This window comes from Microvirga sp. RSM25 (assembly GCF_044784385.1).
Classification (GTDB): Bacteria; Pseudomonadota; Alphaproteobacteria; order Rhizobiales; family Beijerinckiaceae; genus Microvirga; species Microvirga tunisiensis.
The window spans coordinates 1,657,834-1,671,939 of the sequence record NZ_CP173039.1 but is presented as its reverse complement, the minus strand read 5'-3'; the positions used below and the strand labels follow the sequence as shown (position 1 = coordinate 1,671,939).

General features: G+C 56.5%; 10 protein-coding genes. All 10 read right to left on the bottom strand.

From position 1 onward, the window contains the following. Positions 1-25: 25 nt before the first annotated feature. The 10 genes from ACD578_RS07915 to ACD578_RS07870 all read right to left on the bottom strand — a co-directional run bounded on the left by ACD578_RS07915 (position 26) and on the right by ACD578_RS07870 (position 14,065). The gene (locus tag ACD578_RS07915; protein ID WP_404292147.1) at positions 26-1,300 is read right to left on the bottom strand and encodes a hypothetical protein; all 1,275 of its coding nucleotides are present in this window, start codon (positions 1,298-1,300) and stop codon (positions 26-28) included. Beyond that, complete coding sequence (locus tag ACD578_RS07910; RefSeq protein ID WP_404292146.1) at positions 1,260-4,076, bottom strand: ATP-binding protein; 2,817 nt, start codon at positions 4,074-4,076, stop codon at positions 1,260-1,262. The genes ACD578_RS07915 and ACD578_RS07910 overlap by 41 nt, the downstream gene beginning before the upstream one ends. Before the next feature lie 11 nt (positions 4,077-4,087). Then, positions 4,088-5,704, bottom strand: coding sequence for a DUF1156 domain-containing protein (locus tag ACD578_RS07905; protein WP_404292145.1), 1,617 nt, complete (start codon positions 5,702-5,704; stop codon positions 4,088-4,090). Beyond that, a complete protein-coding gene (locus ACD578_RS07900) occupies positions 5,677-7,005 on the bottom strand; it encodes a DUF1156 domain-containing protein (protein ID WP_404292143.1) in 1,329 nt (442 codons plus the stop codon). Before ACD578_RS07900 ends, ACD578_RS07905 begins: the two co-directional genes overlap by 28 nt. Before the next feature lie 7 nt (positions 7,006-7,012). Continuing rightward, positions 7,013-7,651: a retron system putative HNH endonuclease gene (locus tag ACD578_RS07895; protein ID WP_404292142.1), complete on the bottom strand. Its 639-nt coding sequence runs from the start codon at positions 7,649-7,651 to the stop codon at positions 7,013-7,015. 4 nt (positions 7,652-7,655) lie between these two features. Further along, positions 7,656-8,729, bottom strand: coding sequence for an AAA family ATPase (locus ACD578_RS07890; RefSeq protein WP_404292140.1), 1,074 nt, complete (start codon positions 8,727-8,729; stop codon positions 7,656-7,658). A 31-nt stretch (positions 8,730-8,760) separates the two neighbouring features. Beyond that, positions 8,761-8,982 (bottom strand): AAA family ATPase, encoded by a 222-nt coding sequence (locus ACD578_RS07885; RefSeq protein ID WP_404292139.1) that lies wholly within the window; start codon positions 8,980-8,982, stop codon positions 8,761-8,763. Next, complete coding sequence (locus tag ACD578_RS07880) at positions 8,979-12,491, bottom strand: helicase-related protein (RefSeq protein WP_404292137.1); 3,513 nt, start codon at positions 12,489-12,491, stop codon at positions 8,979-8,981. Before ACD578_RS07880 ends, ACD578_RS07885 begins: the two co-directional genes overlap by 4 nt. Positions 12,492-12,510: 19 nt before the next feature. Next, positions 12,511-12,786, bottom strand: coding sequence for a HigA family addiction module antitoxin (locus tag ACD578_RS07875; protein WP_404293748.1), 276 nt, complete (start codon positions 12,784-12,786; stop codon positions 12,511-12,513). Between the two features lie 958 nt (positions 12,787-13,744). Further along, entirely contained in the window at positions 13,745-14,065 is a 321-nt protein-coding gene (locus ACD578_RS07870) for a hypothetical protein (protein ID WP_404292136.1), read from the bottom strand. Positions 14,066-14,106 lie beyond the last annotated feature (41 nt).

Here is a 14,106-nt window from a genome sequence, read left to right as displayed (position 1 = left end):
AATGGTTTGGATGGTTAGGCTCCGGTCATTGTGCAGCACCATCCTGCACACCTCTGATGTTTCGTCTGAAGCCTTCGATAACCCCATCCACGATCCACCTTGGAGAGGTGAACTCGAGGCCGATCCTCTTTAGAAGGTGAGCAGATATGCCAGCCCGCCCAGTGATTCCTGGCTTTGTAAGTTTGAATGGTGTGTCCAGATCGCTTGGGTCAAAATTAGCAATAAAGCCCTTTTCGGCCGCCAAATCCCGCAGGGCCTCGACATCTATGACAGTTAGGAGATGAAGCTCTCCTCGGAAAAAGTCATAGAGGTGCCTCTCGGTCCTGATTGTTAGCGAGAAAGGGTAGTATGGCATCCAGTTCCGATTGGCCTTGAACTGGTTCAGATAAAGAACCCAAGGTCGCCTTACATCTATTTGTTGGAACAGCTTCCCGAGAGGTTGGTCATCTGTAATTGCAAGAAAATAGAGGCCAGTTTCCGGATTTATCAGAGCAGAGCCAGTCTCATACGCCTTTTCTATGCAATTGTTGATCTCGATAGCGTAAGATTGGTCCGATCCTTGATATTCTACGCGGTAAATTTCCCGCATGCCTCGCAGCCCATGAGCGACGTCACTTTCGAAGAAATCATGTAGCTGCTCGATGCTCTTTGCCTGCTTCTTGCCGCGTTTGTCGAGTTTGCGCCCAGTTTTTACTTCAACCAAATGTGGGTCAGGACCAATCATCAAACAGACGTCTCCGTGCCGTATCGTGTTGGTAAGATCCACCAAGAGAGCGGGAAAGCCGTCTGCAAGTGCTTTCTCAAGCAGAGCCAGCTCGGCCTCAAATCCTTCCTTGTCGGTGAGGAACCCGGCGTCCTGCTTAGGGCTAGAACCATAGGTGCTATAATATGTCTGCTTCAGTGCAAACTTGTCCATGTAGAGGAAGGCGACAGCATCTCCGAAGCATTTCCAAACGAAGTTTAGGCTTCGGAGACGCTCGACGCGGTTTATCAAATAGCTGATGCGCCTTTCCGAGCCCTTATCAGAGCTTACCAGTTCGAGCGATTTTAGTTCTTTCTTCGATGCCCTGATCCTCTCCTCGACCCGTCTGATCTCTCGAATTAGCAAGCGTTGAAGAGACCAGAGTGCGTCGAAATTCGAAGGCTCAGCTCTGAGTTCTGCAAGGAATGAATGAGCCGCCCTGAAGGATTTGCGCCTATATCCAAGCATAGATTGCACACTGAAAGTGCTGTTCAGAACATTGAACCACTTACCAGTCCTACTCCCAGTCAGCGACCTTAAGCCCAAGGCTGCGTGCATTCTCCGACACTGCTCGCTTAACTTGATCACTTACACCGTTCGGGAACTCTGCTGCAATTTCCACTGTTACCTTCACCTGCGCGTTAGGATCGGTCATGAGCAAGCTCACGATCTCCTCTGCAAGCTGAATCATCCTCATCTTCGCAGTAGCTGGTAGGATGTCGGCCGCACCATGAAAGGACCGCAGCTTGGATTGCCCTCCAGATGGCTCCTGTCGCCCCCTCACGTCGTCGTTGGCCAGCGGGTCTTTGTCGAATACTAGCTCCTCATTCGGCTTCTCTGGCTCGGGTTCCGGTTTCAGCTTTGGCCGGCTCGCCTCCTCGAAAGCTTTCGCAGCGTCGAGTTCGATGAGCAGCAGCGTGTCATCGAACTGAACGTCGCCCATCCCTAGATGGAAGCCTTCGAAAACGTCACCAGTCTTCCCATATGCGGTACCGAAGAAATCCCGGCTGGCCGCCCCGTTCCTGATGGCTTTGCTGAGCACCTCACGGTCTTTCAGGCGCGGAAGGTAGAGGTACCGGAGGGTGTCCTCCCAGAACGTCATTGCCTTCACTGCGGGCTCGCTAGACCTCCAGTAAAGCTCCTTCAGCTTCGCCCGAAGATGGATCGGCGACCACGTCGTAATAACAAGCTCATTATCGAGGCATACCCGCTCGATCTCGCTTACCAGCGAGCCGCCGCTCGTATTGAGGGCGAAGGCTTCGACATGGGGCTTCGGATCCGTCGCATTCTCCTGGCCGGGGCACAGCAGCCACTTGAAGCATTCGCGAATCGCGCGTGGCAGCACGTCTTGGGCAGTCTGGAGCTCCTTCTCCGCTTGCCTTTGTTGCAACAGGTCGATGTTGAGGCGCCCCTGCTTGATATCGTCGACGATTGAGCTCCACGCGAGCACGACCCGGGCAGCATCGCTGAGGCGGGCCAGAGCGCCATGATCGGCCGCCAGGAAGATCAGGCGGTTACCACGATACCGTGATTTGGGTCCGTTATTGCGGACGTAATCCAGCACCGCCTCCTCGGCGATTCGGGCTTCATCGCGGGAATGCCAGATCTTGGGCGGCAGCACCACCAGCCTGAGGGCGCTGTCGTCCGGGACGTCGGCATGAGGCGTGAAGATGTGCGTTCCGTCGAAGAAGGAGGTAGTACCCACGACGCGTTTCATGCCCTCGGCGATCTTGCCTCGGACATCCGTCTCATCATTGTAGCGGCGCTTACGATCTTCCATCTCGCGCCGAAGGTTGGCGCGCGTGTCAAACCAATACCGCGTTGCATCCTGGGTTCTGTCGCCCGAGCTATTAAGGTAGTGGAGACGATCCGACAGTCGGTTCAAAGCGTCAGCGTAGCTAGAGGAGGCTTGCCCCGGCTGGAGACATCCCAATAGGATTCGGGCTCGGTCCAGACCACGAATGCCGGACTGGTTAACGACCGAGGAAGGGGCACTACCTAGGAAGATAGTCCGAGCGACCCTGCGGGCGGCATGAAGCTGGCCGAATCGAGGCTCCTTGTTTTCAAGCTCCGTCGTCTCGGCACGATCCCCGTCGATGTCACGCTCGATGACGGCATCCCAGCCTGCCGGCAGGTAGTAGGTCAGCTCGTTTCGGCCACTGCCATCATACAGGGGAAGCGTTCCAGGCAGTACCATGAGGTCCTTGTTGTCGTCCTTCCAAAGCCGGTAGATGACCTTCGCCATCAGCTTCAAGACGCCGCGGGTACGCTGGAAGCCGTCGATCGTCGTCCAGTCCTCGTAGAGGCGGTCGAAAACTTCAGGGTGGATCGGATAAGCCTGCACGAGGCGATCGTAGTAACGTCCCTCCTGCGTTTCGGATGGAAGCTTCGCCCCCTCCGCCACATAGGCGTCGGCGAACGCCCGGCATACGGCATCGCGTGCCGCCGCATCGCGAACCGGCTCAAACAACCGTCGACGTACGATCTCGAACGCCTCCTCCGTCGCGACAGGCCTCCAAAGTGCCTGAACGCGCCCGAAGGTTTTCTCGAGAGCTCTCAGTGCCGCAACACCTCGTTGGCTTCCAGCTTCGACCTCTGATTCTGGAAGGGATGCAAGGACGATCGCCGTAGGCACGAGCTTCACGGCCTCTGTCAGTGCCTGGATAAATGACAAGTTGCTGTCGTACGTGCCGCCGCTCAACTGCTGGCCTTCCGAGAACTGCCGGACGTAAGCGACAAGCTCGTCGATCAGGATCACGCAAGGCGAGTAGCGCTCAAGCAGACTCCGGAGAACATCCTTGCCAGGAGAGGTACCGCTCGCGTCGGCCTCCTTGACGAACTCGAATGCCTCAGCCTTACCTAGCTGCCATGCGAGTTCGCCCCAAAGCGTCCTGATCTCCTGCTTCCCCTCCATTCTAGATTGACCAGGCGCCCGGTCGGTGCCGTCGATGACGGCGACCATCGCCTTAGGAACGTCCATCAGACCAGCACGGTCGACGAGCTCCGGTACTCCAGCCATCTGCGAAAGCTCGCATTTCCGTGACGCGAGATGGTAGACGGCGAGCATCGTGTGCGTCTTGCCGCCGCCGAACGCGGTTTGGAGCTGAATGACGGGCTCGCCACCCCTGCCGGCCAAGCGCTGCGCCACCTGTGTCAAGAGGAGTCGCATGCCCTCAGTGATATAGGTGCGCTCGAAAAACGAAGCAGCATCCTGATACTCCGGGCTGGCCCTTCTTGTATGCACAGCCGTAATGTCGGCTGCGAACTCGGACTGTTGGAACGTGCCGCCGAGAACGTCACGGTGGGGAACGGCGATTTCTCTCCAAGGCTTCATGGTAAGCTTCCTCAGGCGTCGAACAGGGAGGCTTGTTTCGGACCTGCAGCCTTGGCGGCAGCTGCCTCGATAGCACTCCAGCTTGTTATGATTTCATTGTATGCCCGCGCGTCCTCGGCCCACCCAGCCCGTTCGCACAGCGTGTAAAGTCGGTACGCGAGCTGACGCGTTGCCTCGACCTTGGTTCCAACGGCGGCTAAAACTGCACCTGCTCCCATCTCACCCTCTGTCCGAAAAACGCGGATAAGTTGGTGAAGCACTTCCCAGATAGGAAGCCGAGAATCTGTCTCCGGGGACCAATCATCCGGGTAATCCGCCCATTTCAGAAGACGCACGACGCCCCCAGAAGCATAGATAACTCCGGACTGCTTTACTCCATCGACAGAGGTTCCTTTGGCGCGAGTGAGGGTATCCGCATCGCCAAACCGTCCTTCGCTCCAGCCATGCTGCTCAAACCAATGGAGGCAGAATTGCGTATCAGGGTCAAAATCATCTTCCGCAAGGAATCGATTAATCAGCCTGAGAGCTGTTTGCACAGTCATTGGTGTGCCATCCGCCTCAAGCACTGCGGCATACTTAGAGAAGACTGCCATTCCTGGGCCGATAATCGCTTGAGATAAGTCTACGGGAGCAACGGGGGAGCGGTCCTCGCCGGAGCCTCGAGTCATTTCGTCTAAGGCTTCGGGTAGCACCTGATTAAGTTCTCGAATGAAAACTCTTCGGGAGATTGTGGGCGCGTCGGAGGCGCGTGGCCGACAAACAAGAATGATGCTTGATGCGAGTGCGTTCGTCCCGTCACTGATCGGACGGTTAGCGAATTCAGTACGCATCGGCCATGTGCCGGTTAGTCCAAAACCTGCGCGGATTACCGCGTCAAGGAACGTTTCCCAACCAGTACTGGCTGTGCCTCCCGAGCTGGTCGTCTCAGACTGTTTAAATGCATAGTAAATCGTGGTCGGGAACGCGAGATGCGTCTGCTCAGACAGACGATGCATTGCTTCCGTCATACCCTTCAAGAAAAACTTCTCCGCCGGTTCCTTGCCTCCGTGCCGGTAAGGGGTTGCCACCAACTCTTGAGACTTGGGGACCGTAAGGGTGGCAAAGAGGTCTGGATATGTTGACCGAGTGGTTCGACGTAACCATGCATAGAAGAAGTCTGATAGATCAGCATAACCAATGTTGTCATAGTATGGCGGATCAGTAGAAACTACTCGTCTGCTAGAGAGTGACTGACCTTGAGCCTCTACTTGCTGAGCGATGCCGCCAGGCTTTGCAGGAACTTGGCAAAGTGACTTCCACACCCAATCAACCATTGCCATCCAATTGCCGGTAGAGTCGCTGAAGGAGTTTACTTCAGCGTAATCCCAGCTCATAGGAATAGCTTGGCGAGCAAATGTATTCCTTATCGCGCCTATAGTGTTGATCCAGCTGCAGATCGATGACCAGTAGTCAGCGCTCTTATCAATTGCGAAGCCGAGATATATAGCAATAGCTTCTGCATAGGCCGTGGCTCCAATACCTCCGGAGGCAAGCCCCTTTTCATCGTCGGCCATCCCAGCAGCTATGGCATCTTGCTTAACTCGGCTGCGCACTTCATTTATCAAGTCCACGAAGGTATTAAGTGCCACAAGCTGGCGCGGCGTAAACAGGTCGCCATATGTCTTGAGCCCGTACAAGGGGGCGAGAACCAGCGCGGGTTCTCCGGCATCGAAATTTCTGGCTTCCAGTCGGGACAGGCTTGACGGGCAATCGCTTCCATCTCTTGTGTTGGCGATAAGTAGACTCTACCGCTGTCTCCTTCTGCAACTATCGCCATGAGCCTTGCGCCCATGCGTCCAGCGTTTGCTTCACCATAGATATGATCGCTCGGAATTGGCGTCCGGGACATCAGGCATTGGAAGTTCGCTCCACGCGATAGCTTGGTACCGTTCTTCGCCTTATTGCTATCTACGGGCCTACCAACCCTAACCTTAAATTCATAGCTGTCGCCCTCAACTACAGGATCAACGTAGGCTTCCTTTCCAGGCTTCGTGAACAGCATGAATGTTGACGCAAGTGGTACGTCCACATGCCGAAATGCTGGATTCGGGCTTTTAACAGTACGAGCCCAAATCCAAGCGATAACAGTAAGCCGCCGTCCAACAAGTGGCCTCAGATCCGGTCTGTTCTCCGCCAGCTCGGCAGTGATCTCGACAGGTGGATAGAGATGCCCAATGCGCCTCTTAGCCTCTTCCCGCATCCAGGCGCCATAACGGCGCACGTCCTCAGCCAATCCGGCTGCTCCTAACCACGGTTGGGTAAGATTAAGACGAGCTACTCTCTCACTCTCCGGTAAAGGGCCGACGGGTGCTCTTCCTTCAAACTTTGGCGGCACCTCGATCATTGCTTTATTGATAAGCACAGCGACTGGATTAAGATCACTTGCATAGGCTTCTAGGCCCAGCCTTTGAGCCTCTAACGGGATAGCGCCGCCTCCTGCGAAAGGATCATGAAAGCCCGGAAGCCTCTCAGGATTGAACAGGGTGCCTGCTTCTGGATGCTCCTTGTTGAGCTCGCATGTCTCCTTCCACGATCGCTGGATCTCAACCCGCGCCCTGTTGAGAACATCCTCATCCCTTGTGCTCTCCCATTTTACAAGATCCTCAAGGATCCCAAACAGGCGCTTTCGGCTCTTGGCCCACGAGGCCTTGAGATGATTTGGCGGGATTTCACCGGGATGTTCCATCTCCCATTTCCAAGACGGATCGTTAACGAGCTGGCCGAATATCACGGCACGCGCTGCTGCTAAGGGCCGTCGTGCCCACCAAAGGTGAAGAGTGCTCGGATGGCCATGGCGAATTGATTTCTCACGAGCGGCTTCGGCATTGATTGCGTCGAGAGGAAGCGCGACTTCGATCAGCTTTTTTGGAGCTTTAACAGCATACGCCATAAGGGAATTATCTTTCTGTTAGAACATGTCTAATTGCAGTCGCAAATGGCTGCTTCTCAGTAGCGCGCAGCTCATCCCTAAAATACGCATGCAATTCGGCAACTCCGAAACCTTCTTCAATCGCTGCATTAGCATCTTCTACATAACCGAAAACAGCCTTCATTCGCATTTTCCGCAGACGTCCCCACTCAGGATCCAAACTGAATACACGAAGTGTTTCCGACGCCTTGCGTTGCTGTCTTTCAGTAAGTCCTGATCTGATGCTTATTGTGCCGTTAGCTCGAAAAAGGAAATACACATCTGGATCATCACAGCAGGGATCAATAAGGTCATCTGGATCATAGCTTCCAGCGCCGTTGTCCTTGAAGTGCCCGCAGGAGTCGGTTTTGTCGCAAGACCAGTATAAGTTTCGCCAGCTAAAGGTAAGCTTAGGAAATCTTTTTCTCGTCCTGAAATGCTCAATATGATCCCCAAGCTCTTCGAGAGCCCCCTCACAGTATGCGCATCGGCGGCCTTGCAACAGCTCTAGATGAACTCTTATTTCGTCCTTATGTTTAGGCTCCAAATCATTCCAGGTATGACGACCGTGCTCGTAGGAGGGTAGGCACTGAGGTTCAGGGATGTTGCTGCGTTCTAGCTTGCGCATAAGATTATCTTTCAGGTCCGCGTCGCAGCCGAAATTCTTGGAACCGAATGAGGCGATCGCAATCGAGTATTACGGGATGATGATCTCCGAAGTGCCTTACAAGCTTTGAGCGCAGTTCGATTGCGCTAGCGGACGCTGCCCGCCCGTCTTCGATCAATCCTCGGTAGATGCTAAGGTCTTTCGCCTCCGGTGTTTGCGGCACCGGATCCACATCCATTACTGCGGCCAAAACATCAGCACTTTCAACTCCGCGTGTCTGAAGCGTTGGGATTCGAATGGCTGCGAGACCATCACTGATCCGAATGACGCGGATTGATCTATTATGAACAGTAGAAAGCACGTGCGGGCTGTGAGTACTTACAACCAGCTGTAAAGATGGGAAGGCTTTCCGTAACAGCTCAACAATAAGCTGCTGCCAGCGGGGATGAAGGTGCATGTCGACCTCATCGATCAATAGCACTCCCGGGGTGCGGAGAGCAGTTTCCACGCCTAAGTGAGGGTTCAAACTCGCACAGCGTCGCGCGACGTCAGCGACGAGAGCAAGCATGTTTCGGACACCATCGCTAAGAAAGGAAATAGGCAATTTGCCGTGAACGCGATGGTCGGCTACCAAGCTTCCAAGCGTGGTATCCCATCTAAGATTATGCCATCCGGTTGGAGCGAGAACTGTAGAGGCAGCGTTACGTACAGCTTCAAGGAATGCCGTATTGCTAAGGATACTTTCCTTGAACGCGGGAGCTTGTAGCTCGCTCATGCGACGTTCATACCAAGCTGCAATTCCGTTGAATGTTGATGATGGCAAAAGGCAATCGCGGTAGCCCTCTATTCGCTCGTCAACATCCGTTAGTGATGTGCGCCTTCCTTGATAAGTCTTGTCCTCACCCCAAAGACGGCCTGTTCCATAATATGCTACAAGTGGCAGCAATGAAGCGTCCTCGCGTAGTTTGAGTGCGGCGCTCCGTAGACCGGATAGGCCGCGGATGCTCGGACGCGCCCTCTCACCGAGGCTTGCTAGGTTCACCTCCCACTGAATTTCTTTACCTGCGATGCCCCCCTGCGCAACGACACTCGTTGGCAACTCGGGCTCCATTTGTTCGGCGCCCATAGGGCTATGTCGAACATCGGCCTGATCCAACTTTTTTATACTGATCGGCGGCAGTCATGACATTGACGAATGGCGAAAGTACCAGCGCCGCGGCATCGAGCAGTGCAGTTTTTCCACTGCCATTCTCCGCCACAAGGACGGTTAGCTCAGGATGCAACTCGAGTGAGCATGCTTTGAAGCAGCGGAAATTTCTGAGCTCTAGATGGTTCAGATAAAGACTGGTCATTGTACCTCAGACCGTTCCAAGAGGTCGGCTAGATTGAAGTTTACTGACGCAATCCCCCAGGCGGGCTCCCGATCGAAAGGGTTCCGGATGTAGTAGGGCCCGTCAATCGTGTCGCCCTGACCGACCAAAACGATCGCCAGGACAAACTTTTCACCCTGGTTGAAGGCATAGAGCATTTCGTTTCGCGTGATCGTAACGGTGGATGCGCCTTTCACTCTTCCCTTCACCTCTATGTGACGCGGATCCGGCGACCTGCCTTCGATGACGGGAGGGTAGGACGTTAGATCCCACCCGCACTTCTCCGCAGAGACGTCGACGACGTGGCACCCTCTGGCCTCCTCAGCGCGACGGACCGCATCCATTGCGATCTTTTCGATTCGTGCGCGAGCTGCGGCGTCCGCCGCGAATGTCGCTGCAATTGGATCAGTCGGCTCCTCGCCTCGGCGGGAGCGCATGAGACCACCGGGAACGACCAGCGCACCGCCCAGGACCAGGGGCGTGCCGTTGACGACGTGGCGCATAGACTGAAGCTCTCGCTTGCGGTTTTCAAGCCGTCCTTCGAGATCGCTGAGCGTCCGGCGTGCATTATCGAACGGGAGCCGCACGTCACGTCCCGCGTCGAGGTCCTCCTTCAGCTTGATCCAGCGGTCTTGCCAGAAAGCGATCTCCTTCGTGAGCCGCTCGTGGACTGCCCTTAGGGTCTTGTCCATGTGCTCGATGCGGCGCTCCGCTACCTCGGCGTAATGCTCCGGCACCAGGGTGTTCGCGGCGAGCGATACGGCCCGGGCTTCCTGGTCCGCCGAAATCCAGGGCGCGTTGATGACATCCTTCACGAGGTCGAGTTCCTCCGCTGGCAAAGGTTCCAGGTCGAGGTGCGGGGCCCAACCAGCGAACGTGGCCTTCCCGTCTGGCCCAACCCGAATGAATTGGAGGCGTTTCGAGAGAACGGTTGCGTCGCCCGACTTCACCTCGTGGGTCAGCAGGAACATGAGCCAGGGCTCCGTTCCGACATCGGCAGGGTCGACCAGAACGGCCCCTTGACGGAGGAGATTAGCATGCTGCTCCAGCACTAGGTCTGACACGGAGAGCATGAGCGGATGGCCCGGGTGCATGAGATCCGCGCGCCTCAGTCCTGGTCTATCCAGCGGCTGAATTGCCTCCCGCTCAAAGCAAATGCGCTCGTATTTCTTGAAGACGGGCTCCTGGTCCCGGCGATTTCTTCCTGTGATGCGCCTGTCTCTCTCCCGGATGGAAACAGGGACGTGCGTGATCTCGTACCGCCCGGCCTCGCGCGGGTGCATCGCCCCGCCGAGGGCACTAAAGGCCTGCGAGAAGAATGCGCGGACGAAGTAGGGCTGGAGCCGTCGCGCCTCCGCCTTCTCCATCTCTTCCTTGACGGCGAAGAGTCTCTCTGGGCTCATCACCTCCTGCGAGAGCGCGTTCCGGTTGAGTAGCGCCTTCAGGTGGTCGTGGTCTAGCGCGGCGTCGACCTTCTGCGACAGGCGCGCCCGCACCTCCGGTTGGTCGCCATAGCGGACGGCGTCCATGAGGAGGTCCTTGAGGCTCCTATCCTCGAAGACTTCGCCGAGGATATCAAACACCCGCCCCTTCAGAGCCTCGCTCTCGATCTCCAGCTTCTTGAGCAGCCTGTGATAGACGTCGCCCTCGCGCGTCTCCTTGGCGACAAGATTCCACAGGTGGCACACCTCAGTCTGACCGATGCGGTGGATACGGCCGAAGCGCTGTTCGAGACGGTTTGGGTTCCAGGGGAGGTCATAATTGACCATGAGGTTCGCGTTTTGGAGGTTCACGCCTTCGCCGGCAGCATCGGTCGCGATCAGCACTGAAACGTTGGGGTCCGTGCGGAACAGCCCCTGGACCCGTCGGCGCTCGTCCCGGTGAGTGCCGCCATGGATCGTCACGATGGCCTCGTCGCTCCCAAGAACGCCGGCGATGCGCCGGTGGAGGTAGTTCAGCGTATCCCGATGCTCGGAGAATATGATTATCTTGCGCTGACGACCTGAGGCGTCACGCATCTCGGACTCGTTCTGCAGAATCTTCGACAGCTCGTCCCACTTGCGATCCTGCTCCGACGCGACGACGTGCTTCGCCTGTTGCTCAAGCCCCTTGAGGCTGACGATTTCAGCCTCGAGCTCTGTCACCGTCCGGGCTGCGGTGGCATCGTCGATGAGGGCCTCTTCAAGGTTCTCCTGCTCTTCGGCGCTCAGATCGTCCTCGTCCTCCGGAGCATTGTCTAAGGTATCCGCCAGGGCGCGCCTACCGCGGATTCCGACCTTTTCCTCGCGGAGGCGGCTTTCAAGCCGCTCCCTGCGTCGTCTCAAGGATTGGTAGATAGCCTCTGGACTCGATGCGAGACGTCGCTGCAGGGCAGTTAGAGCGAACCCCACCGAGCCCTTCCGCGCCCCCTCAAGCTCGTCCGCCTTGCCCATTTCGGTCTGTACGTAGTTCGTCACCGCCTCGTAGAGGGTGGCCTCGATGTCAGATAGGGTGTAGTTGACCGTGTAGGCACGGCGTTCCGGGAAGAGAGGGGTGCCGTCGAACTTGACGAGCTCCTCCTTGACCATCCGGCGCATGAGGTCAGAGGCGTCGACCTTGTGCACCCCATCCCGGAACTTCCCGTAAAACCGGTCCGAATCCAGCAGGGCGAGGAAGAGCTGGAAGTCCTCCTCCTTGCCGTTGTGCGGTGTGGCCGTCATCAGGAGCAGATGGCGGGTGTGGGCCCCGAGTTTCTCGGCGAAGCGATACCTACCGGTCTTCTCGAGCTTCGAGCCGAAGTAGTGGGCTCCGAGTTTGTGAGCCTCGTCGAAAATGGCGAGGTCCCAGCCTGCGGCGCAGAGCTTGTCCTGCAGTTCCTCGTTACGGGACGCCTGGTCGAGGCGGACGATCAGGTGGTGATGGTCTTCAAATGGGTTTCCGCTGGGCGAGGCTTGCTCGAGCAGCTGCGAATAGATCTTGAACTCAAGGCCGAACTTCTCGAACAGCTCGTCACGCCATTGTTCAACGAGGCTGCCTGGCGAGACGATGACGATGCGGCGGGCGTCCGCGCGCATGACGAGCTCGCGGATGTAGAGCCCGGCCATGATCGTCTTTCCGGCTCCCGGATCGTCAGCCAGCACGAACCGCAGGGGCTGCCGGGGGAGAAGCGACTCGTAGACGGCCGTGATCTGGTGCGGGAGGGGCTGCACGTTCGAGGTGTGCACTGCCATCATCGGATCGAACAGGAAGGCGAGGTCGATCCGCTTCGCCTCGCATGTCAGCTGGAAGGCAGCTCCATCCCCGTCAAAGGAGAAGGGCCGGCCGGCGACAGCCTTGTCGATCGTCGCCTCGTCGACGCGGCCGAGCATCCGCTCCTTCATTGCGCCGTCCGGCGTTCTGTAGATGAGCTGTACAGCACCCTCCCCGATCGGGACTGTGGCAACGACAGTCACGATCTGGGCGGGTTCGATGCCCGTGAGGCTCTGCCCCGGAGCAATCTCCTCAATCCGCATTTTCGGAAGACCTTCGCAATTATTGAGACAGGCCAGCCTGGACCGACTGGCTAGCTGACGGGACGTAGCGCTCGACCATCATTTGCTCTGCGAGCAGCCGGGCCTGTGCGATATCGTAGCTGTTCTGCATCCGCATCAGGGCTTCCACATCCACCCCGAATGCCTTCTCAAGCCGGATCGCCATCTCGGCCGAGAGTGAGGCGTGGCCGTTGAGGAGGCGCGATAAACCGACCCGGTGGACTCCTAGCAACTGAGCCGCCTCAGTTACAGACAAACGGAGATCCCGCAGGATCATATTCCGGAGGTGCGCACCCGGGTGATGAAACTCAATAACGATTTGACCCTTAGACTGCCCCATCACGGCCGCTTTCGACAGCTCCAACTTATTAGGGAAAGGAGTAGCAGAACTGTCTCGCTTGTACAGTGTCGCGCTACAAAATCCTGACGCTGTAGACGCGGATTCACCCAAATGGTGAATGGATTCAGGAGGCCACAAGACGGCTCACCTTGTGAGAACCGCCGGCCCAACATCAAGTCCCAATGTTCCGCCCGAGGAGCCTGCGCGGGTACACCTCAAACGACCTGCTCGAATACGCGCTCCGCGTTCAGACCCGGACCGTAAGGCGGCTGCCCTTTACGGCCTTCCAAATCAAATGTGTCAGTTTGGAAGTTGGGATGAGTTCGCCGACCACGATCCTAAGATCGATGTTGGGACCGGCCCGCAGAATTGGGTACCTGTGCCTGACTTCCAGGGCTGCTTCTTTCAATCTGCTTCTGGATCGTGCGGTTTGACTGTAACGACGATTTTCTCCCCTAAGCTGTCCATGACGTCTTGGACGTGCCGGCGGATCTTGTCGTGCTCCCACCAGCCATCGTCGGTTGTAACGGTCACCTCGTATTGTTCCGGCTCCCGAACTACCTTCCCGAGGAGGTTAGTTCGGTAGGTTCTGATCCAACCTTGCTCGATCAGACGGTCGAAAGTGGTCCACATTTTTTTCGATACTCAGAATTGTTTCTGTCTGGTCTCACAATTATACGCCCTCTCAACTGCGAGAGTTCCCGGTTTTCATGAGTCGGGTGTCTTCTCTGTAACCTAAACAACGTTGCCGGGTGCATAGACGCCCTTCGGCAAAACTGGCCAGTATCCCCTAGCCACGAATTTCACCTATCTGCATCATGCGGGTACGCTGCAGAAGACCTGCGCGCCAGCTGGCTGGAAAGTAGACGCGAAGCCATGGGGTGCTTGGACCGCATTATGTAAGGCTTTCCGCGAATGCTATGGCATCGTCAGCCCTCATTGCTCGCTCGATCCTGCCTGGATTCAGGTTTAGAATTTGATACAGATCCTCGTTCACCTCAATAACATCCATTGAGAACTCCAACGAGCGCATAGGGTTTACTCGGACAGCTTCTTCCCCCGGAATGAGGTCAGCATTCTGGAAGAGTTGGACAATTTGCTCCATTATCTCCAGCCGCTCGTCTTCGCTGATCTCCTCCAGAAGTTCTGAGAGCTTAATCGCCAGTCGCGTCTGCACGTTTTGAATGACGCCAATTGGATTCATTAACTCGCTCACGTCACTATATTCCTTCAATGAGTAACAGTTATTGATCCGGC

Excerpts from the sequence above, each read along its gene's own strand:
- ACD578_RS07915 (WP_404292147.1), bottom strand. The coding sequence starts at position 1,300 with ATGCACGCAGCCTTGGGCTTAAGGTCGCTGACTGGGAGTAGGACTGGT.
- ACD578_RS07910 (WP_404292146.1), bottom strand. The coding sequence starts at position 4,076 with ATGAAGCCTTGGAGAGAAATCGCCGTTCCCCACCGTGACGTTCTCGGC.
- ACD578_RS07900 (WP_404292143.1), bottom strand. The coding sequence starts at position 7,005 with ATGGCGTATGCTGTTAAAGCTCCAAAAAAGCTGATCGAAGTCGCGCTT.
- ACD578_RS07895 (WP_404292142.1), bottom strand. The coding sequence starts at position 7,651 with ATGCGCAAGCTAGAACGCAGCAACATCCCTGAACCTCAGTGCCTACCC.
- ACD578_RS07885 (WP_404292139.1), bottom strand. The coding sequence starts at position 8,982 with ATGACCAGTCTTTATCTGAACCATCTAGAGCTCAGAAATTTCCGCTGC.
- ACD578_RS07880 (WP_404292137.1), bottom strand. The coding sequence starts at position 12,491 with ATGCGGATTGAGGAGATTGCTCCGGGGCAGAGCCTCACGGGCATCGAA.
- ACD578_RS07875 (WP_404293748.1), bottom strand. The coding sequence starts at position 12,786 with ATGATCCTGCGGGATCTCCGTTTGTCTGTAACTGAGGCGGCTCAGTTG.